Source organism: Trinickia sp. HAY1-2D (assembly GCF_056754935.1).
In genome coordinates this window covers 3,833,522-3,851,941 of sequence record NZ_JBPGWX010000002.1, presented here as the reverse complement: position 1 = coordinate 3,851,941, position 18,420 = coordinate 3,833,522, and the positions used below count along the sequence as shown (strand labels likewise).

The following is an 18,420-nucleotide window of genomic DNA, read 5'->3' as shown; positions in this document are numbered from 1 at the left end:
CGGCGCCGGCGAGCGCGTTTTCGTTTTTGATCGATCAGGCCTGCCGGGCGAGGCGGGCCGTCCTTCGGAGAGTTTCCATGTCCAACCCGCCCGAGCAAGAGCCGCACGACGCCGCCGCGTTCATCAAAAGCCAGATACGCACCATCCCCGACTGGCCGATGCCCGGGGTCCAGTTCCGCGATATCACGCCGCTCTTGCAGCGCCCGAAAACGCTGCGCGTGCTGATCGATCTCTTCATCGAGCGCTATGTCGAAGCGAAGCTCGACTACATCGCCGGGCTCGACGCACGCGGCTTCATCATTGCGCCGATCGTCGCCTATGAGCTCAACCTGGGGTTCATTCCCATCCGCAAGATCGGCAAGCTGCCGTTTCGTACGGTGTCCGAATCGTATTCGCTCGAATACGGTACGGCCACCGTGGAAATTCACGAGGATGCCTGCAAGGCCGGCGATCGCGTCGTCATCGTCGACGATCTCATCGCAACAGGCGGCACGATGATGGCTGGCAAGAACCTGCTCGAGCGGCTTGGCGCGCACGTGATCGAAGGCGCCGCGATCATCGATCTGCCCGATCTCGGCGGCTCGAAGCTGTTGCGCGATAACGGGCTGCCGCTCTATACGATTGCCGAATTCTCGGGCCATTGAGCCGGCGCGGCGTGGCTTCGGCGCACGAGCTCGTGTGCTGCCGCAGCTTCGCCCGTCGACTGTTCCACCTAGACAGGAAGCCAACGGATGAACCAGATCGCGCTTTTTGCCGCGGCTTCGGCCGCCATCACCGTCGCGCCCGGGCCCGACAATCTGCAAGTCATTGCGCGCGGCGTCTCGCAGGGGCGGGCGGCCGGGTTGGTTGCCGCGCTCGGTTTTGCGGCCGGCGTCGTTTTCCATACGACGCTTGCCGCGTTCGGCATTGCCGCGCTCTTGCGCGCCTCCCCGTTCGCGTTCCATCTCGTCAAGCTTGCGGGCGGCGCATATCTGATCTGGATCGGCGTCAAAGCACTGACGAGCCGCGGCCTGAGCGAGGCGCATACGAGGCCGCCGCAGCGGCTTTCGACCGTCTTTCGGCAAAGCGTGCTCGGCAACATGCTCAATCCGAAGGTCACGCTCTTTTTCATCGTGTTTTTGCCGCAATTCGTCGATCCTGGCGCGGCGACGAGCGTGGCCGTGCAGATGATCGGTCTCGGTCTCGTGTTCATGCTCGAGACGGTTGTGATCTTTTCGCTTTTCGGGCTATCGGCCGGGGCGATCGGCGCATGGCTCAAGCGCCGGCCTGGCATCGGCGTCTGGCTCGACCGGCTGGCCGGCGCGACTTTCGTCGCGCTTGGCTTGCGCGTCGCGTTGCGCGATTGAGCGGCAACGGAGGGATCATGACCTTGCCTTGTATTGCCGCCGCACGGTGTTTCGATGCCCGCGCTCATCGACCGTTCTGGCTCGCCGGGCGGCAGGTCGGATGGATTCGCGAGTCCGACGTCTCGCTGCTCGCGCGCTGGCCGGACGTTTTCGCGCTCGACGCGGCGCGCGTCACGCTTGCCCCGAGCTTCGACGAAAACGCCGATATGCGTTCCGCGGCGCTCGGGGCCGTCATCGGTGCGCTGGCGGCCGCTGGCCGGATCGTAGGCTGGCGCGACGAGATTTACGCAGTGCGCAATCTGTTCGACGAGCCGCCGCTCGCCTATATCGAACGCGCCGCCGCGCGCTTTTTCGGCACGATGACGTATGCGGTGCATCTGAACGGCATCGTAAAATACCCGGATCGCGCGCCGCAGCTTTGGATCGCGCGCCGCAGCGACACCAAGGCGACCGATCCCGGGCTGCTCGATAACGTGGTCGCGGGCGGCATTGCGTGGGGGCTCGGCGTCGAGGCGACGCTCGCCAAGGAGTGCTGGGAAGAGGCCGGCATTGGCGAGGCGCTCGCCTCGCGCGCCGTCGCGGGGCGCAGCGTACATGTGCTGCAGACGATTCCCGAGGGCACGCAGTCGGAGCAGATTTTCGTCTACGACCTGACGCTGCCGCTGGACTTCTCGCCGCGCAATCAGGACGGGGAAGTCAGCGAGCACCGTCTCGCGCGTGTCGATGAAGTCGCGCGCTGGATCGAGGAAGGTGCCATGACGGTGGATGCGAGCCTTGCCTGCCTCGAATGTTTCTTGCGGCACCGCTGGATCGACGAAGAGAGCTGCGCGGGCATCGACGCGCTCTTCGTCGTGCCGCCGCTCTCATCGGTTTAGCGCTGCGCGCTATCGGATCAACAAAGGAGTTCGCAGGTCATGTCGACCGAACACAGCTTCATCCTCAAACTGTCCTGTTCCGACCGGCCCGGCATCGTTCACGCCGTTTCCGGATTCCTGTTCGAGCGCGGCAGCAATATCCTCGATTCGGCGCAGTTCGGCGATAGCCGCACCGGCGAGTTCTTCATGCGCGTGCATTTCCAGCAGGTCGGCGGTGGCCCGGCGCTCGACGCGCTGCGCACCGCTTTCTCGGAACTGGCCGAGCAGTTTTCGATGCGCTGGGAGGTGCACGATGCGACGGCGAAGCCGCGCGTCGTCATCATGGTGTCGAAGATCGGCCATTGCCTGAACGATTTGCTGTTTCGCTATCGCACGGGTCAACTGCCGATCGAAATCCCCGCGATCATTTCGAACCATCGGGACTTTTATCAACTGGCCGCGAGCTACGACATTCCGTTTCATCATTTCCCGTTGACCGAATCGACGGACGCCGCGAAAGCCGCGCAGGAGGCGCGCGTCTATGAAGTGATCGAGCGAAGCGACGTCGATCTCGTCGTGCTTGCGCGCTACATGCAGATTCTTTCGCCGGCGCTATGCGAGAAGCTCGCGGGTCGCGCGATCAACATCCATCATTCGTTCCTGCCGAGCTTCAAAGGCGCGAAGCCTTATTACCAGGCGTTCGACCGTGGCGTGAAGCTGATCGGTGCGACGGCGCATTACGTGACGACCGATCTCGACGAAGGCCCGATCATCGAGCAGGAAGTCGAGCGAGTCGATCACAGCATGACGCCCGACCAGTTGACGGCGATCGGACGGGACGTGGAGTGCGTGACGCTCGCGCGTGCGGTGAAGTGGCATGTCGAGCACCGCATCGTGCTCAACGGGACGAAGACCGTGGTGTTCCGGTGAGCGGCTGCCAGCGTCTCAGATCAGCCGCAAATAGATGAGCTCGCGCTTGATATAGGCATAGAAGATGGGCGCGGCGACAAGCCCCGGTATGCCGAACGCCGCTTCCATGATCAGCATGGCGAGCAGCAACTCCCAGGCGCGGGCTTCGATCTGGCCGCCGACGATGCGCGCGTTCAGGAAGTACTCGAGCTTGTGGATCGCCACGAGAAAGCCGAGCGAGGCGATAGCTGTCGGCAGGCTCACGGAGAGCGAGACAGCCACGATCAGCGTATTCGAGATCAGATTGCCGACGACGGGCAAAAGCCCCGCGATGAACGTAATGAGGACAAGCGTTTTCGACAGCGGCAGCCGTTGATGAAAGATGGGCAGGGCGAGCAACAGGTAAAGCGCCGTGAACACCGCATTGATGGCCGAGATCTTGATCTGCGCGAAGACGATGCGTCTGAAGGCATCCGCAAAGCGGGCGACGCGTGTCGCGAACGCCCGCGCGAGCGGCAGCCGCTGAACGTGGCGCTCGGTCGTGATCGCGATCATCGCGCCGATGATCATGCCGAAGAGAACATGTCCGAACCCGCGGGCGACGTTTTTCCCGCCCTGCTGGAGCTGGCCCATGTGCGTATGCACGAGCATGCCGGCCTTTTCCTTCATTTGCGCCGCATCGACCGGCAGCATCGCCGAGATCCATTCGGGAGCGCGCCCGCGGGCCTGCTCCACGATCTGCATCACCTGATCGAGCAAAGTCTGGATATTGGGCACCGTATGCTCGAAGTGCTCGATCATGCCGATGGCCAGGCTCGTCAGACCGCCCACGACGACCACTGCGAGGATGACGACCGCCAGCCAGCGCGCCCGCTGGCTCGACATATGCCGCTCGATCGCCGGTGCGATGGTATGCACGAGCTGGTACACGAGCATGCCGGCGAGCAGCGCGCCCAGCAGCTTCCATTCGATCACCGCCCACATGCCGAACAGCACGACGGCGTAGCTGCCGATTTCCACCGCCGACAGCCTCGGCAGGCTCATGTCGCTCGTAAGCCGCACATGACGCGGCGGCTGCTCCCGTACGGGCAAGTCTTCGTGTGCTTCGTTGCGCTTGACCATGACGCCTTTCGTCTCCAGCCAGTTCAGGCCGCGATGCCTATTTCTTGTGCGTTGCAGCGCAATACGCCGCGCTAGCGGCGTGCGAGCAGCGGCGCAAGATATTTCCCCGTGAAGCTCGCTTTCGATCTCGCAATCTGTTCGGGCGTACCCTGCGCGATGATCTGCCCGCCTCCCGCTCCGCCTTCGGGACCGAGATCGATGACCCAGTCCGCGGTTTTTATGACATCGAGATTATGCTCGATGATTACGACAGTATTGCCATGATCGCGTAACCGGTGAATGACTTCCAGCAGCAAGGCAATGTCATGAAAATGCAGGCCCGTCGTCGGTTCGTCAAGGATATAAAGCGTTCGTCCCGTATCGCGCTTCGAAAGTTCAAGCGATAGTTTGACGCGTTGCGCTTCGCCGCCCGATAGCGTGGTGGCCGATTGCCCCAGGCGGATATACCCGAGGCCCACGTCGAGCAGCGTCTTCAGCTTGCGCGAAATGACAGGAACCGCGTTGAAGAACTCGTGCGCGTGCTCCACCGTCATATCGAGCACTTCGCTGATGTTTTTGCCCTTGTATTGGACTTCGAGCGTTTCGCGGTTGTAGCGCTTGCCGTGGCAGACATCGCACGGCACGTAGACATCCGGCAGAAAGTGCATCTCCACCTTCAGCACGCCGTCGCCCTGGCACGCTTCGCAGCGGCCGCCTTTGACGTTGAATGAGAATCGTCCCGGGTCGTAGCCGCGTTCCTTGGCGGCAGGCACGCCGGCAAAAAGCTCGCGGATCGGCGTGAAGACGCCCGTGTAAGTGGCCGGGTTCGAGCGCGGCGTTCGGCCGATCGGCGATTGGTCTACGTTGATGACCTTGTCGAAATGCTCGAGCCCCTCGATCGATTCGTAAGGCGCGGGCTCTGTCGTCGATCCGTACAGATGCTGGGCGACGGCGTTGTAGAGCGTATCGTTGATGAGCGTCGACTTGCCGGAGCCCGACACGCCCGTCACGCAGGTGAGCAGGCCCACCGGAAGGTCGAGCGTCACATGCTTGAGATTATTGCCGTGCGCTTCGACGATGCGCAGGTGCCGCTCGTCCGGATCCTTGCGTTCATCGGGGAACTCGATGCGGCGCGCGCCTGCGAGATACTGACCCGTCATCGAAGCGGCGTCGTCCTGCACTTCGTCCGGCGTGCCCTGCGAGATGATCATGCCGCCGTGCTCGCCCGCGCCGGGGCCCATGTCCACGACATAGTCGGCCATGCGGATCATGTCCTCGTCGTGCTCGACGACGATGACCGAGTTGCCGAGATCGCGCAGATGCTTCAGCGTCGCGATGAGCCGGTCGTTATCGCGCTGGTGCAGGCCGATCGATGGCTCGTCGAGCACGTACATGACACCCGTGAGGCCCGAGCCGATCTGCGACGCGAGGCGGATGCGCTGTGCCTCGCCGCCGGAGAGCGTATCCGCGCTGCGTTCGAGCGAGAGGTAGTCGAGCCCGACGTTGTTGAGGAACATGAGCCGGGCGACGATTTCCTTGATGACCTTTTCGCCGATCTCGCGTTTCGCGCCTTCGAGCGAGAGGGTCTGGAAATAGCCGAGCGCATCGCGCAACGGCGAGCCGCTGATTTCGTAGATGGCGCGTGCCTGCCCGTCCGTGCCGAGCCGCACGAAACGCGCTTCGCGGCGAAGCCGCGAACCTTCGCAAGACGGGCACGGCTGATTGTTCTGATACTTGGCAAGCTCTTCGCGCACCGCGGCCGAATCTGTTTCGCGGTAGCGCCGCTCCAGGTTCGGGATGATGCCTTCGAAGACGTGTTCGCGCACGGTCGCGCGGCCGCGCTCGTTGATGTACGAGAACGGGATCGTCTCCTTGCCCGAGCCGAAGAGAATCAGTTTCTTGGTCTTCTCGGGCAAGTCTTCGAACGCCGTATCGATATCGAAGTCGTAATAGGCCGCGAGGCTTTGCAGCATCTGGAAATAAAATTGATTGCGACGGTCCCAGCCTTTGACGGCACCCGCCGCGAGCGAAATCGACGGGTAGGCCACCACGCGCTTCGGATCGAAGAATGTGATCTGGCCGAGCCCGTCGCAATCCGGGCACGCGCCCATCGGATTGTTGAACGAGAAAAGACGCGGTTCCAGTTCGGGCAACGAATACGAGCAGACGGGACACGCGAACTTCGAGCTGAACATATGCTCTTGTCCCGTATCCATTTCGAGGACGACCGCACGGCCGTCGGCGAGCCGCAGCGCCGTTTCGAACGATTCCGCGAGGCGCTGCTTCATATCGGCGCGCACTTTCAGGCGGTCCACGACCACGTCGATCGAATGCTTGTCGTTCTTCTTCAGCTTGGGCAGCGAATCGACATCGCAGATCGTGGCGGTGCCTTCGTTGGCGGTGCCGCCGCCCGAGCGGATTCGAAAGCGGATGAAGCCTTGCGCCTGCATCTGCTCGAAGAGCTCGGCATGTTCGCCCTTGCGGTTCGCCACGACGGGCGCGAGGATCATCAGCTTCGTTTCCTCGGGCAGTGCGAGTGCGGCGTCGACCATCTGCGAGACGCTTTGCGCCTCGAGCGCGATATTGTGATCGGGGCAGTAGGGCGTGCCGACGCGTGCATAGAGCAGGCGCAGGTAGTCGTGGATTTCGGTGACCGTGCCGACCGTCGAGCGCGGGTTGTGCGAGGTCGCCTTCTGCTCGATCGAAATCGCGGGCGATAGCCCCTCGATGAGATCGACATCGGGCTTCTCCATCAACTGCAGGAACTGACGCGCGTAGGCCGACAGGCTCTCGACGTAGCGGCGCTGGCCTTCGGCGTATAGCGTATCGAAGGCGAGCGATGATTTGCCGGAACCCGACAAACCCGTGATCACGATGAGCTGATGGCGCGGCAGGTCGAGATTGACGTTTTTCAGGTTGTGGGTGCGGGCTCCACGGATGCGAATCTGTTCCATAACCTGGCGAGGGAGAAGGCCAAACCTGCTACTATAACGACTTTTCCAGACCGCCGTTACGGTGTCCTTACAGCGCGCGAGAAGGTGTTACCGGCGGGCGTGAATGCCGTCGCTTTCGGCGAATCCCAGACAAGACCCCCTGCAGATCTCCGGCTCGCCTTCGATGTCGAACGCTTCCGTTACCTCCTCACGCATGAGCGCGCCCGAGTTGCGCGCGACCGCGGCGCTCGCGGGCATTTTCGCGCTGCGCATGCTTGGTCTTTTCATGATCATGCCGGTCTTCTCCGTCTACGCGAAGACGATTCCCGGTGGCGACAACGTGCTGCTCGTCGGCATTGCGCTCGGTGCGTACGGCGTGACGCAGTCGATGCTCTACATCTTTTATGGATGGGCATCGGACAAGCTCGGGCGCAAGCCTGTCATTGCAGCCGGTTTGCTGATTTTCGCGATCGGCAGTTTCGTCGCGGCGATCGGACATTCGATGGCCTGGATCATCGTGGGCCGCGTCATTCAGGGGATGGGCGCCGTGTCGTCGGCCGTCATCGCATTCATCGCGGATCTCACGGCCGAGGAACATCGGACGAAAGCCATGGCCATGGTGGGTGGCAGCATTGGCATCTCGTTCGCCGTTGCGATCGTCGGCGCGCCTATCGTCTTTCATTTGGTGGGAATGAGCGGGCTGTTTACGCTCGTCGGCGTGCTGTCGGTGCTTGCGGTGGGCGTGGTGCTGTGGATCGTGCCCGATGCGCCGAAACCCGTGCACGTTCGTGCACCGTTTGCGGAGGTGCTGCGCAACGTCGAGCTTTTGCGCCTGAACTTCGGCGTGCTGGTGCTGCATGCGACGCAAACGGCGCTGTTCCTTGTTGTGCCCCGGATTCTCGAGGGCGGTGGCCTGCCGGTCGCATCGCACTGGAAGGTGTATCTGCCGGTGATGGGCCTGTCGTTCGTCATGATGGTGCCTGCCATCATCGCGGCCGAGAAGCGCGGCAAGATGAAGCCGGTACTCGTGGGTGCCATCGGTCTTATCCTGATCGGCCAATTGCTGCTCGGTGCCGCGCCGCATACGATTCTGACTGTGGCGGCGATACTCTTCGTCTACTTCCTCGGCTTCAATATTCTCGAGGCGTCTCAGCCGTCGCTCGTGTCGAAGCTGGCACCGGGCACACGCAAGGGGGCGGCAGCGGGCGTCTATAACACCACGCAATCGATCGGGCTTGCGCTCGGGGGTGTCGTGGGGGGATGGCTCATGAAGTCGGCGGGGCCGAACGCCGTCTTCTTTGCGTGCTCGGGGCTGGTACTCGGGTGGCTTATAATCGCCGCCAATATGAAGACGCCGCCGCGCAAGGTACAAGCCGCAGGCCGCGGCGAAGCGTGAGTTAACTGGAGAAACACATGGCATCCGTGAACAAGGTCATTCTCGTCGGTAACCTGGGCGCCGACCCGGAAGTGCGTTATCTGCCGAGCGGGGACGCCATCGCGAACATCAGGCTGGCAACGACCGATCGCTACAAGGACAAGACGACCGGCGAAATGAAGGAGGCCACCGAATGGCACCGTGTGGTGTTTTTTGGGCGCTTGGCCGAGATCGTCAATGAATATCTGAAGAAAGGATCGGCGGTGTATGTCGAAGGTCGCTTGCGTACGCGCAAGTGGCAGGGCACCGATGGACAGGATCGGTATTCGACGGAAATCGTCGCTGACCAGATGCAGATGCTGGGTGGCCGCGGTGGCGCGGGCGGCGGCAGCGGTGGGATGGGCGATGACGGTGGATACAGCCGCGAGAGCAATGAGCGAGGCGGTGGGCGTTCGGGTGGTGGTGGCGGTGGTGGCGGTGCGCGCAGCGGTGGGGGCGCAAGTCGTCCTAGTGCGCCGGCCGGCGGTGGATTGGATGAGATGGATGACGATATTCCGTTCTAGGCGGAACGTCGTCCGGTGGCGTAAAGATGGGTCATGAGGCCGGCTGCGAGCCTGCGAGGTTTGGCCCGCAGGGTTGTTGGCAGGCGGCACGATCAAGGAGCTTGTCAGCCGCTCGATACCCCCATAATGATAGCCAAGTGGACTGGGAGTTCCCGGTCGGCGTCTAGGCCTCGGTGAGTCTCACCGGGGCTTTTCGCTTTCTAGTGCTGGGAAAATCTTCGGTCCGAATCCTCATACCCTTGCCCGAGCCGTTCTCGCCGCCGCTGCAATAAAACTTGCGTTTCAGCACTTGATTTTCTTCGCCTTTGGTCCCGTTGCCGAATGCAAGCTGTCGCAAGCGTTTGCTCCGGCGATCGCATACAAACGCGTTCAATGCCCGTCCTTTGAGCGCGCCATGCTTCGCGAACTCCCCTAGATGTTGGTCGACGCCGCAGCATTCAATAGATTGGTGCGCAGATTCACGATGGCTTTTTGCAGCACACGAAATTCTTCCGGCGACAGGCCCGCCGCCTTGGCCGTCACCTCGCGATAGTCGAACGCCTTTTCCCGCAACTGACGACCGGCCTCCGTCAACGAGACCCGCACGCTGCGCTCGTCCTCCGTGTCGCGTTCGCGGTGCACATACCCCATCGCCTCCAAGCGCTTCAGCATGGGCGTCATCGTGCTCGGCTCCAGAAAAAGGTTCTCGCTCAGGTGCTTGACCGTCTGGTTGTCCCCTTCCCACAGGCAAATGATGGTGACGTACTGCGGATAGGTGAGGCCGAGCTCCTCCAGCACGGGCTTGTAGACGCGTGAGTACGCGAGGTTGGTCGAGTAGATGGCAAAGCACATGAAGTCGCCGAGTTTGGCCGTGTGCTTGCGAGCGTCGGATCGAGTGCTCATCTGGTCGCCCCAAAAATAGTTATCGAAGTAATGATTATCGTACTTGAAAACGGCTGCGAGGCGGTGTACAGTTATCGCAACAATGATTATCGCAATAAATAATTGCTCCGATCGTTCCACACCACTCGACCACCACCTCTCATCAGAAGGGAAAGCAAATGAGCAAGCACACCACCGTCAGTCGCCTGGCTGCGGCCGTCCTCGCCCTCGCGGGCGCGCAATTCGGCCTGCTGGGAACGGCCCAAGCCCAACCGGCAAGCGCCCCGCCGAGCACGACCGTACCGGCAAACCAGGGCGTGGCGACCTTCAAGTCGATCAAGCAGATCGACGCCGGTGTGCTCAACGTCGGCTACGTCGATGAAGGCCCGGCCGATGGCCCCGTCGTCATCCTGCTGCACGGCTGGCCGTACGACATCCACAGCTTCGTTGACGTCGTGCCCATGCTGACGAAGGCCGGCTATCGCGTGATCGTTCCGTACCTGCGCGGCTACGGCACGACGCGCTTCCTCGATGTCAATGCCGTGCGTAACGGCGAGCCCGCGGCGCTCGCTTCCGATGTGGTCGCGCTGATGGATGCGCTCAAGATCGACAAGGCCATCCTCGCCGGCTATGACTGGGGCGCACGTACGGCGGACATCGTCGCGGCACTGTGGCCGGAGCGGGTCAAGGGTCTCGTCTCCGTGAGCGGCTATCTGATCGGCAGCCAGGATGCGGGCAAGCAACCGCTGCCGCCGAGCGCCGAACTGCAGTGGTGGTACCAGTTCTACTTCGCTACCGAGCGCGGCCGTGCCGGCTACGAAAAGAACCACCACGATTTCGCCAAATTGATCTGGCAAACCGCGTCGCCGCGGTGGCACTTCGATGATGCCACCTACGAGCGCAGCGCCGCCGCGCTCGACAATCCGGACCAGACCGCCATCACCATCCACAACTACCGTTGGAGGCTCGGCCTGGCCAAGGGCGAAGCGAAGTACGACCCGCTTGAAGCGCGCCTGGCCAAGTCACCGTCCATCACGGTGCCAACGATCACGATGGAAGGTGACGCCAACGGTGCGCCGCATCCAGAGCCCGCAGCTTACGCCAAGCGCTTCACGGGCAAGTACAAGCACGAACTCATCACCGGCGGCATCGGCCACAACCTGCCGCAGGAAGCGCCGCGCGCGTTCGCTGATGCCGTGATCGAAGTCGATCACCTCTGATGGGGGCGCGAGCGTTGCCTGGCCTACCGGGCCGCTCGCACAACCGATTCATCCGTTTGCATTCTGTCGTTCCATGACTCACTCAATCAAGCACTAATCCTCCGTAAGGAAGCGTCATGAGCAAGATCGAAAACGTCCTCTATACCGGCAAGACACACACCACCGGCGGCCGTGAAGGCGCGGCGAGAAGCGACGACGGCCGTCTCGACATCAAGCTGTCTCCTCCGGGCAGCCGAGGCGACGGCACCAATCCCGAACAGCTCTTCGCAGCCGGGTGGTCGGCTTGCTTCATCGGCGCGATCGGACGGGCCGCGAAAGAGCGGAACATCAGCGTGCCCCCCGGCGTCGCCGTCGATGCCGAAGTCGACCTGGGCACCGGCGCTGGCGGCTTCTTCCTGCAGGCGCGCTTGAGCGTAAGCCTGCCTGGTCTGCCGCGCGATGTTGCGCAAGAGTTGATGGAGGCGGCGCATCAGATCTGCCCCTATTCGAAGATGTCGCGCGGCAATGTCGACGTGATCCTCAGCCTGGCATAAGCCGCCACCGAAAAACGAGAAAGGAATCCATCATGAATGCCAGGAAATACCTCGGTAAATGGCTGATGTCGATCGCGACTTTCACCGCGTTTGCCGCCCTCGCGTCGGCGGCGCATGCGGAAATGCCCATCACCCCGGTCCAGGGCACGGCTGCCAAGCCCACCATCGTGCTGATCCACGGCGCTTTCGCCGATTCGAGCAGCTGGGATGGTGTGGCGAAGCGGCTCACTGCCAAAGGTTATCCGGTGTTGAGCGTCGCCAATCCGCTGCGCGGCGTCGGCAACGATGCGCAGTACACCGCCGGCGTGATCGGTGCCGTCAAGGGGCCGATCGTGCTGGTCGGCCACTCCTATGGCGGCATGGTCATTTCCAAGGCTGCAGAGGGCAATGCCGAAGTGAAGGCTTTGGTCTATGTCGCGGCGTTCGCTCCCGACGCGGGCGAGACTGTCGCAGGCCTGGCGGGCAAGTTCCCCGGCAGTACACTTGGCGATGCGCTTGCCGATCCCGTGCCGCTGGCTGACGGCGGCAAGGACCTCTATATCCGGCAGGACAAGTTCCCGCAGCAGTTTGCCGCTGATGTATCGCCGCAACGTGCGGCGCTGATGGCCGCGGGCCAGCGTCCGGTGACGGTGGCTGCACTCAATGAAGCGGCTAATGGCTCCGCGTGGAAGCAGTTGCCGTCCTATTTCGTGTACGGCACTGCCGACAAAAACATCCCGCCCGACGCGATGCGCTTCATGGCTAAGCGCGCGCACGCGAAGGACGTCGTCGAAGTGCAGGGCGCGTCTCACGTGGTCATGGTCTCGCACCCGGATGCGGTGGCGAAGGTGATCGAAGAGGCCGCTGACAACAAATAAGAGCATTCAAGCCGTAGCCGGCGACGCTGCATGACGCGGGCGGGCAGCACCGATCGCCGCCCGCCCGGGTCACCCATCATCGAGCCGATTGCATCGGTTTGTCTGCTTCGTCCGAGGGAATTCATCATGATGTCTTATCTCAGAAAGCTTTTTCACAAGCGCCTTGCTTGGCTCGCCGGTGCCGCTCTCGTCACACTTGGTGCGGGTGCTGCAATGTTCGAGAGCATGCCGGTTGCCGACGCCGCCGGAGGCAGTGTCAACGCAAGCCAGGCCTATCGCAGCGGCCTGCCTTTTCTGGGCGCGCTTCCTTCGCTGGCAGGCGCGACGACATGGCTGAACTCGCCGCCGCTCGATACGGCACAGTTGCGCGGCAAGGTGGTATTGGTCGATTTCTGGACCTACTCCTGCATCAACTGCATCCGCACTTTGCCGCATGTGCGCGCCTGGGCCGAGAAATACCGCGATCAGGGTCTGGTCGTGATCGGCGTGCACACGCCGGAATTCAGTTTCGAGAAAGACACCGCGAATATCGAAAAGGCGGTCGCACGTTTCAAGATCGACTATCCGATCGCCGTCGACACCGAGCATCGCGTCTGGGACACCTTTCACAACAACGTATGGCCCGCGTTCTACATCGCCGACGCGCAAGGACAGGTACGGGCGCATTTCGTCGGCGAAGGAAACTATGACAAGACGGAGAAAATCATCCAATCGTTGTTGGCGGAAGCCGGCAAGCGCGACGCGATGGGCGCATTGACCACCCCGCAGGCCAGCGGCGAACAGGCCGCGCCCGATATTGCGCACCTGCGTTCCGGGGAAACCTATGTCGGCTACGAACAAGCATCGAACTTCGTTTCGCGTAGCGGCTTGAAGCGGGACCTTGCCTATGACTACTCGATCAGCGACCCGGGATTGAACGAATGGAGCCTCGGTGGCAATTGGACCGTCGGGGCGGAGCGCACGAGCCTGAACAGGGCGGGCGGCAGCATTGCCTATCGGTTCGCTGCACGCGACTTGCACCTGGTTCTCGGGCCCAGTGCCGATGGCACGCCAGTGCGTTTTCAAGTCAGGATTGATGGACATGCGCCTGGCGAAAATCACGGTTCGGACACCGATCCCGCAGGCAATGGCATCGTTACCCAGACGCGTCTTTACCAGCTCGTGCGCCAGTCCGGCGTGGTGAAGGAACACGTGTTCGAAATTCGTTTCCTTGATCCCGGCGTCGGCGCATTTGCCTTCACTTTCGGCTGATTGGTCGACTGCTTGCTCCGCACCCCTTCGGGTGCGGACGGTTTGGAGGCTGCAACGTCAGCCGCGTCGAGCAGCTTCGATTGTCGCGATATCGATCTTTTTCATGCCCATCATGGCGTCGAACGCGCGCTTGGCCGCCGCTCGATCAGGATCGGCGATCGCGGCCATCAGAACGCGTGGAGTAATCTGCCATGACACGCCCCACTTGTCCTTGCACCAGCCGCATTCGCTTTCCTGGCCACCGTTTTGAACGATCGCATTCCATAAGCGATCCGTTTCAGCCTGGTCATCGGTCGCAACCTGGAATGAGAATGCCTCGTTGTGCTTGATTCCCGGGCCTCCGTTCAAGCCGAGGCAGGGGATGCCCATCACCGTGAATTCGACCAACAATACGTCGCCCTGCGTGCCCGCCGGGTAGTCGCCGGGAGCGCGATGGACTGCGCCCACCGCGCTATCCGGGAACGTTTCGGCATAGAACTTCGCGGCGTCCAACGCGGTGCCGTCGTACCAAAGACAGATCGTGTTTTTGCTGGCCATTTCGATTCTCCTGATAGGGGATGCAGAGAAAGGTTCATCGAAGGGGAAAGGCTACGACTATTTGAGGAGGTCTGGGCACGCCCGTTGAAACCAACAACGCCTGCGTCCCCGATTTTGCGAGCTATGTTGTAGATTGCACAACTGCCGTTGTATTTTCCACAACAACGCTCACGCGCGTGGTCAGAATCGCCGCATCCATGATGAAGTCCGTGAAGGCGACATCTCGCGCGCTCAGGCGGCCAAGCTCCGCAAGGACGACCGGAAAATTCGCTGCGGAGAGCGGATGATGGCGAGCCAGAACAATGGCCACATCGCCAAACAGGAGCGGCGCACGTTGAACCAGCAGGAAAACCAGGTGAGCAAGAAGATCGGCCAGTGAGTCGGCGGTATGTCCGGCGCGCTCGCCGCAAGGCGCGCCGCTACCGCAGCGATGAATCCTACGGACGGAGTGTCCCGCGTTTGCCGATTACTGGCGCGATGCGATCTGCCAGCTTATCGCGCGGGCCGCTGGAAATGACAATGGAATACGCGAAGCGGCGATTCGCTTAGATCAGCCGCGCAAGCACACGAAGCCATCGAGCATGGGCAACTTGTGGCACTGCACGACGTCCCGACAGGCGGTTCAGCAGTCTCGACAGACCGCCAGGTCGACGTTCCATATACCCGCGTACGACTGCTACCACGGTCTCTTGAGACCAGCCTTCCATCTCCGGCACGGCCCATGGCGAGAGGTTGCCCCGCAACGCCGGCGCGACTTCATCTCTGAGTATCCGTTCGAGTTCCTCGCGTCCGTACCCCGACGCACGCAGCGTCTGAGCAATTGCAACGTAGTCATATTCCTGTAACTCCCGGCCGACGAATAGTTCGGCGAGTGCTTCCCACACAGGTGCTCGACGTTGGGTGTCCAGTAGTTCGCGCACTATCGTCACCGCGTGGGCCGAGGGTAAAGCACGCTGAAGCCCGCATCGGCGCCATATGCTACCCGGCGCGGACCGCCTCGCGTAATTCCGTTGAGCTTGCCGCAATGTCATGGGCGTAGCGCATTCGCGAATGCAGCTGGCGCTGAATTGCGAGGCCGATCCTTGCAGCTCGGCAAGCGCTCGTTCGAGCGCCTGGCGGTCGTTTGAAGCAGGCAGGTTCGTCTGTTCGGGAGCCATGAAGCCGTATTCGAGAACTACGAATCCGAATGCTACGGCAAATACGACGTCGACGGCACGTGTTGCTCACTCCCAAATCTGGTGGGAGTCCGACGTAGAAGCGGGCCGACGCTTCGATGCGTCTCGCCGCGCCGCCTCATGACGTTTGCAGAAGCGTCACCGATGCAGTAACAGCATTAGAACGAACAACTCGGCACGCTGCCCGACGTCGTAAAGTTCGACGTAGTCACGCCCGTTCCCGCTGGAACGTCGTTCGAGTTATCTAAACCAACCTTGGCATACTGATCCCCGCTTTGCGCAGTGGCATCGAGATTGACGTTTGCCAGATATGCCCCGACCGGGTAACTCGCGTTGAGCCCGGCGATCTTCGTATACGCGCCCGACACCGATTGGATCGAGTAAGCCCCATTGACGAAGATGTTCGACAGCGCAGGACTGCCGCCGGTCGTGCAACTGTTGTAGTTCGTATCCATGACGATCATGTGCTTGACATGGATCATGCACGTATTGACGTAGCTCACATTCTTCACTGTCAGCGAACATGGTCCGGTCTTGACGTTGATGCCGTTGTCGTTCGTCGACAACGTGCCATTCAAGTCGTAGCCGTACACGTAATTGTCCTTGAACAGAATGTTCGAGACCGCGTTCTTGTCGATGCTGCCGACGGACAAACCATGGGTACCGTACAGCCTCGTGTCGGATACAGTGACGTTCGAAATGTTTCCGGAATTGGTCTTGATGGCGATGCCGTCGTCGCCGGCTTCGATGGTCGAATGGATCACCGTGGCGTTGGTCAGGCTATCGATGTCGATACCGTCCGCGTTCTTGCGCGTCGCGGGTGTACGGATAGACACGCCCCACGCTGTAAACCCGTTGCCGCCCTCGACGTACAGATTCGGGTGCGCGGCCTGTGTCAGCGTGATGTTATAGACGATGAAGTTAGAAACCTTGCTGGCCTGCACGAGCCTCGGCGTTCCGGAGATGATGTCGCCGCGCCCATCGACCGTACCCGGTCCCATCAACGATGCGTTGGTGCCCGAGAATGCCAGCAGGTTAGCCTTGCTCGCATAGTTGTTCCCGATCAGCGTTGCGCCGGAACCGATGACGAGGCCTGCTCCCTTGATCGTCAGGCTTCCCGTGTAGAAGGCGTTGTTGGGGCCGGACGGTGCAAGCACCACGCTTTGTCCCGTACCCGCGCATGCACTTAACGCGTCCTGGATGCGGCTCGTATCATCGGTGCTCGGCGGCGATGAACGCATCGAACTGGAGAAATTCGCGTAAAGCGTCTTGCAGACGATAGGATAAGTAGGCTCCGTTACCGCCCGGCTATCGCCCGTCGCAAGCGTCTGTGCGTGCGCGGATCCGGCGGCGAGGAGAAATCCGGTAAAGAGGAAGCCTAATTTGCGTTTTGTCGTCATTGCCACACCCACCTGTCGTTGTACTTCGTTTTTATCGAGCGCAAGACAATGCGCCAAGGTGAACCGTTACAAGTCGTTCCGCACGAAATTGTATTCGCGCGAATGTTGCGTTTTAACGTTTGCGCTTGTAAGGGAATCCTGCAATTTACGTGCGGATGGCAGCAATTGCTTGTCCGCCGGCATGGGGTAAAAAGCGGATCTGAAGGTCTGCTGTTTCAACGTTCGCCTTACATGTCTTTCATCCCACCATTTGGGGAAAAAGGACCGGGATGTAACCAGGGATTAACAGCGCCCGTGGGACTTCTCTTCTCGCATCGGCTGTAGCCCCTTAGGCTCCGACGTAGCAGACATAAGACATGCGCAAAGGCTAAGCACCTGATAAATCTATCCTTACAACTTGGCACAGGTGCTCATAACCATCGCCGCTAGAGTGAATTGCAAGCCATGGCGACGGGCATACCATCTGCAGTCGGGGCCGCGCGCGTCGGTGGGCTGAAATGAACAGGGAGGGCTCTATCATGAAAGCACGTTCCATCATTTATTCAGCTTTGATCTCGGTCGCAGCTACAGGGGCAGCGTTCACTACAGGAACTGCGTTCGCACAACACTCACCATTTCAATCCGCATATGGTCAGGCGCGGTTGATCCCGGTGGGTGCCAGTATCGAGATTGGCGTGCATAACGACCGGTACTGGGATGGTCACCGCTATTGGGCGCATGACGAATGGCGTCGTGACCACCCACGCGATCGCGACCCTTGGCTTCACGAACACGAACGTCGCATTCGCCATCATCGCGACGATGACGAGCCGCATCGATACTGACGGCACAGCCAGAGGCCCGTGGGGGCCGGCTATTCACCCGGGCAAGAGCCGGTTGCTGTGATGAGGCAACCGGCTCTGCTGCATTCGGGATTTGGGAGAAGCGGGTGACCATCCAATTGCTCCCAGACCACACGCGTATCAACGCGAAGCTTGCTCGAATCCATGGCGAATGTTCCTCAACATACGGCTTGTCGCTGGCTGTACGCGTTGAACCTCCTTGCTTGGCGAGGCCGCCAATTTGTCCCATTCCTGTTCGAGCCGGGCGATCCCGAATTCCTGAGCTGCGTCGAGCAGCGTGGTGAACCGAGGATCAAGCAAGGCGCGCTGGATATAAACGGCGTCGTCGGCGCCGCGATTGGACCATACGAGTTCAGGATGTCGATCGCGAAACCGTTTGGGACTTCCAATTGTCGCGGGTCCTTCCGATGTGGCACACATCGCCGTCAAGTCCGACGTTTCCGGGACGATCGCGATACGCACGCCGGCAGCGCGGGCCAGTCTCATGACTGCGGACAGGCGCGCGGAGCCCCGTTTTTTCATGCGGGATAGCGCTTTTTCGGAGAGCTGTGCTCGCGACGCCAGTTCCTTTTGCGGCAGATTTTTTCGCGCGGCTTCGCGGAAGATGTCGGCGATCAGTGTGTCGTCGTCAAATTGCGCTGCCATGGGTGCCCCTCAGGAGAT

Annotated in this window: 18 protein-coding genes and 1 pseudogene; 12 read left to right on the top strand and 7 right to left on the bottom strand. The window is 61.3% G+C overall.

Translation table 11 applies throughout. From position 1 onward, the window contains the following. Nucleotides 1-77 precede the first annotated feature (77 nt). The 4 genes from ACR9ZC_RS24930 (at nt 78) to purU (ending at nt 3,130) form a co-directional block, all read left to right on the top strand. Nucleotides 78-644 (top strand): adenine phosphoribosyltransferase, encoded by a 567-nt coding sequence (locus ACR9ZC_RS24930; protein ID WP_331569254.1) that lies wholly within the window; start codon nt 78-80, stop codon nt 642-644. Between the two features lie 87 nt (nt 645-731). Further along, nucleotides 732-1,346, top strand: coding sequence for a LysE family translocator (locus tag ACR9ZC_RS24925; RefSeq protein ID WP_331569252.1), 615 nt, complete (start codon nt 732-734; stop codon nt 1,344-1,346). 17 nt (nt 1,347-1,363) lie between these two features. Continuing rightward, nucleotides 1,364-2,221, top strand: coding sequence for an NUDIX hydrolase (locus tag ACR9ZC_RS24920; RefSeq protein ID WP_481582309.1), 858 nt, complete (start codon nt 1,364-1,366; stop codon nt 2,219-2,221). A gap of 39 nt (nt 2,222-2,260) precedes the next feature. Next, nucleotides 2,261-3,130 carry a formyltetrahydrofolate deformylase gene (gene purU / locus ACR9ZC_RS24915; RefSeq protein ID WP_481582308.1) on the top strand — a complete coding sequence of 290 codons (870 nt, stop codon included), beginning with the start codon at nt 2,261-2,263 and terminating at the stop codon, nt 3,128-3,130. Between the two features lie 15 nt (nt 3,131-3,145). On the opposite strand, the gene ACR9ZC_RS24910 is transcribed toward purU, so the two are convergent. Next, entirely contained in the window at nt 3,146-4,231 is a 1,086-nt protein-coding gene (locus tag ACR9ZC_RS24910; protein ID WP_481582307.1) for an AI-2E family transporter, read from the bottom strand. Nucleotides 4,232-4,302: 71 nt separating this feature from the next. After that, nucleotides 4,303-7,164 carry an excinuclease ABC subunit UvrA gene (uvrA, locus tag ACR9ZC_RS24905; protein ID WP_481582306.1) on the bottom strand — a complete coding sequence of 954 codons (2,862 nt, stop codon included), beginning with the start codon at nt 7,162-7,164 and terminating at the stop codon, nt 4,303-4,305. Nucleotides 7,165-7,327: 163 nt separating this feature from the next. Here uvrA and ACR9ZC_RS24900 point away from each other — a divergent pair, with 163 nt between their 5' ends. Continuing rightward, nucleotides 7,328-8,539: an MFS transporter gene (locus ACR9ZC_RS24900; protein WP_481582305.1), complete on the top strand. Its 1,212-nt coding sequence runs from the start codon at nt 7,328-7,330 to the stop codon at nt 8,537-8,539. A gap of 17 nt (nt 8,540-8,556) precedes the next feature. Beyond that, nucleotides 8,557-9,081, top strand: coding sequence for a single-stranded DNA-binding protein (locus tag ACR9ZC_RS24895; RefSeq protein WP_481582304.1), 525 nt, complete (start codon nt 8,557-8,559; stop codon nt 9,079-9,081). 411 nt (nt 9,082-9,492) lie between these two features. Here the strand turns inward: ACR9ZC_RS24895 and ACR9ZC_RS24890 are convergent, their stop codons facing one another. Further along, entirely contained in the window at nt 9,493-9,963 is a 471-nt protein-coding gene (locus tag ACR9ZC_RS24890; protein ID WP_481582768.1) for a MarR family winged helix-turn-helix transcriptional regulator, read from the bottom strand. A 158-nt stretch (nt 9,964-10,121) separates the two neighbouring features. On the opposite strand from ACR9ZC_RS24890, the gene ACR9ZC_RS24885 reads away from it, so the two are divergent. The 4 genes from ACR9ZC_RS24885 to ACR9ZC_RS24870 all read left to right on the top strand — a co-directional run bounded on the left by ACR9ZC_RS24885 (nt 10,122) and on the right by ACR9ZC_RS24870 (nt 13,803). Next, nucleotides 10,122-11,162: an alpha/beta fold hydrolase gene (locus ACR9ZC_RS24885; RefSeq protein ID WP_481582303.1), complete on the top strand. Its 1,041-nt coding sequence runs from the start codon at nt 10,122-10,124 to the stop codon at nt 11,160-11,162. A gap of 116 nt (nt 11,163-11,278) precedes the next feature. After that, entirely contained in the window at nt 11,279-11,695 is a 417-nt protein-coding gene (locus ACR9ZC_RS24880) for an organic hydroperoxide resistance protein (protein WP_481582302.1), read from the top strand. Between the two features lie 65 nt (nt 11,696-11,760). Next, the gene (locus tag ACR9ZC_RS24875) at nt 11,761-12,552 is read left to right on the top strand and encodes an alpha/beta fold hydrolase (protein ID WP_481582301.1); all 792 of its coding nucleotides are present in this window, start codon (nt 11,761-11,763) and stop codon (nt 12,550-12,552) included. 126 nt (nt 12,553-12,678) lie between these two features. Next, nucleotides 12,679-13,803 (top strand): thioredoxin family protein, encoded by a 1,125-nt coding sequence (locus ACR9ZC_RS24870; RefSeq protein ID WP_481582300.1) that lies wholly within the window; start codon nt 12,679-12,681, stop codon nt 13,801-13,803. A 57-nt stretch (nt 13,804-13,860) separates the two neighbouring features. Here ACR9ZC_RS24870 and ACR9ZC_RS24865 read toward each other — a convergent pair whose 3' ends face one another. Beyond that, complete coding sequence (locus tag ACR9ZC_RS24865) at nt 13,861-14,340, bottom strand: VOC family protein (RefSeq protein WP_481582299.1); 480 nt, start codon at nt 14,338-14,340, stop codon at nt 13,861-13,863. 178 nt (nt 14,341-14,518) lie between these two features. Here ACR9ZC_RS24865 and ACR9ZC_RS24860 point away from each other — a divergent pair. Then, nucleotides 14,519-14,719 (top strand): annotated as a pseudogene (locus ACR9ZC_RS24860) (hypothetical protein); the annotation flags it as partial. Nucleotides 14,720-14,885: 166 nt separating this feature from the next. Here the strand turns inward: ACR9ZC_RS24860 and ACR9ZC_RS24855 are convergent. Both ACR9ZC_RS24855 and ACR9ZC_RS24850 read right to left on the bottom strand, forming a co-directional pair. After that, on the bottom strand, nt 14,886-15,371 hold the full coding sequence (locus tag ACR9ZC_RS24855) for a DUF7079 family protein (protein WP_422664590.1): 486 nt from the start codon (nt 15,369-15,371) through the stop codon (nt 14,886-14,888). A 302-nt stretch (nt 15,372-15,673) separates the two neighbouring features. Beyond that, nucleotides 15,674-16,915 carry a glycosyl hydrolase family 28 protein gene (locus tag ACR9ZC_RS24850; RefSeq protein ID WP_481582298.1) on the bottom strand — a complete coding sequence of 414 codons (1,242 nt, stop codon included), beginning with the start codon at nt 16,913-16,915 and terminating at the stop codon, nt 15,674-15,676. Between the two features lie 696 nt (nt 16,916-17,611). Here ACR9ZC_RS24850 and ACR9ZC_RS24845 point away from each other — a divergent pair. Continuing rightward, a complete protein-coding gene (locus tag ACR9ZC_RS24845; protein WP_481582297.1) occupies nt 17,612-17,800 on the top strand; it encodes a hypothetical protein in 189 nt (62 codons plus the stop codon). Between the two features lie 77 nt (nt 17,801-17,877). On the opposite strand, the gene ACR9ZC_RS24840 is transcribed toward ACR9ZC_RS24845, so the two are convergent. After that, nucleotides 17,878-18,402, bottom strand: a complete 525-nt coding sequence (locus ACR9ZC_RS24840; RefSeq protein ID WP_481582296.1) for a hypothetical protein — start codon at nt 18,400-18,402, stop codon at nt 17,878-17,880. Nucleotides 18,403-18,420: the final 18 nt, after the last annotated feature.

Bases quoted from the DNA above. Each gene is read 5' to 3' on its own strand.
- ACR9ZC_RS24845 (WP_481582297.1), top strand. From the start codon at position 17,612: ATGGTCACCGCTATTGGGCGCATGACGAATGGCGTCGTGACCACCCAC.
- ACR9ZC_RS24850 (WP_481582298.1), bottom strand. From the start codon at position 16,915: ATGACGACAAAACGCAAATTAGGCTTCCTCTTTACCGGATTTCTCCTC.
- ACR9ZC_RS24865 (WP_481582299.1), bottom strand. From the start codon at position 14,340: ATGGCCAGCAAAAACACGATCTGTCTTTGGTACGACGGCACCGCGTTG.
- ACR9ZC_RS24875 (WP_481582301.1), top strand. From the start codon at position 11,761: ATGTCGATCGCGACTTTCACCGCGTTTGCCGCCCTCGCGTCGGCGGCG.
- ACR9ZC_RS24885 (WP_481582303.1), top strand. From the start codon at position 10,122: ATGAGCAAGCACACCACCGTCAGTCGCCTGGCTGCGGCCGTCCTCGCC.
- ACR9ZC_RS24910 (WP_481582307.1), bottom strand. From the start codon at position 4,231: ATGGTCAAGCGCAACGAAGCACACGAAGACTTGCCCGTACGGGAGCAG.
- ACR9ZC_RS24840 (WP_481582296.1), bottom strand. From the start codon at position 18,402: ATGGCAGCGCAATTTGACGACGACACACTGATCGCCGACATCTTCCGC.
- ACR9ZC_RS24870 (WP_481582300.1), top strand. From the start codon at position 12,679: ATGATGTCTTATCTCAGAAAGCTTTTTCACAAGCGCCTTGCTTGGCTC.
- ACR9ZC_RS24900 (WP_481582305.1), top strand. From the start codon at position 7,328: ATGTCGAACGCTTCCGTTACCTCCTCACGCATGAGCGCGCCCGAGTTG.
- ACR9ZC_RS24880 (WP_481582302.1), top strand. From the start codon at position 11,279: ATGAGCAAGATCGAAAACGTCCTCTATACCGGCAAGACACACACCACC.
- ACR9ZC_RS24855 (WP_422664590.1), bottom strand. From the start codon at position 15,371: ATGACATTGCGGCAAGCTCAACGGAATTACGCGAGGCGGTCCGCGCCG.
- ACR9ZC_RS24920 (WP_481582309.1), top strand. From the start codon at position 1,364: ATGACCTTGCCTTGTATTGCCGCCGCACGGTGTTTCGATGCCCGCGCT.
- purU (WP_481582308.1), top strand. From the start codon at position 2,261: ATGTCGACCGAACACAGCTTCATCCTCAAACTGTCCTGTTCCGACCGG.
- uvrA (WP_481582306.1), bottom strand. From the start codon at position 7,164: ATGGAACAGATTCGCATCCGTGGAGCCCGCACCCACAACCTGAAAAAC.
- ACR9ZC_RS24925 (WP_331569252.1), top strand. From the start codon at position 732: ATGAACCAGATCGCGCTTTTTGCCGCGGCTTCGGCCGCCATCACCGTC.
- ACR9ZC_RS24895 (WP_481582304.1), top strand. From the start codon at position 8,557: ATGGCATCCGTGAACAAGGTCATTCTCGTCGGTAACCTGGGCGCCGAC.
- ACR9ZC_RS24930 (WP_331569254.1), top strand. From the start codon at position 78: ATGTCCAACCCGCCCGAGCAAGAGCCGCACGACGCCGCCGCGTTCATC.
- ACR9ZC_RS24890 (WP_481582768.1), bottom strand. From the start codon at position 9,963: ATGAGCACTCGATCCGACGCTCGCAAGCACACGGCCAAACTCGGCGAC.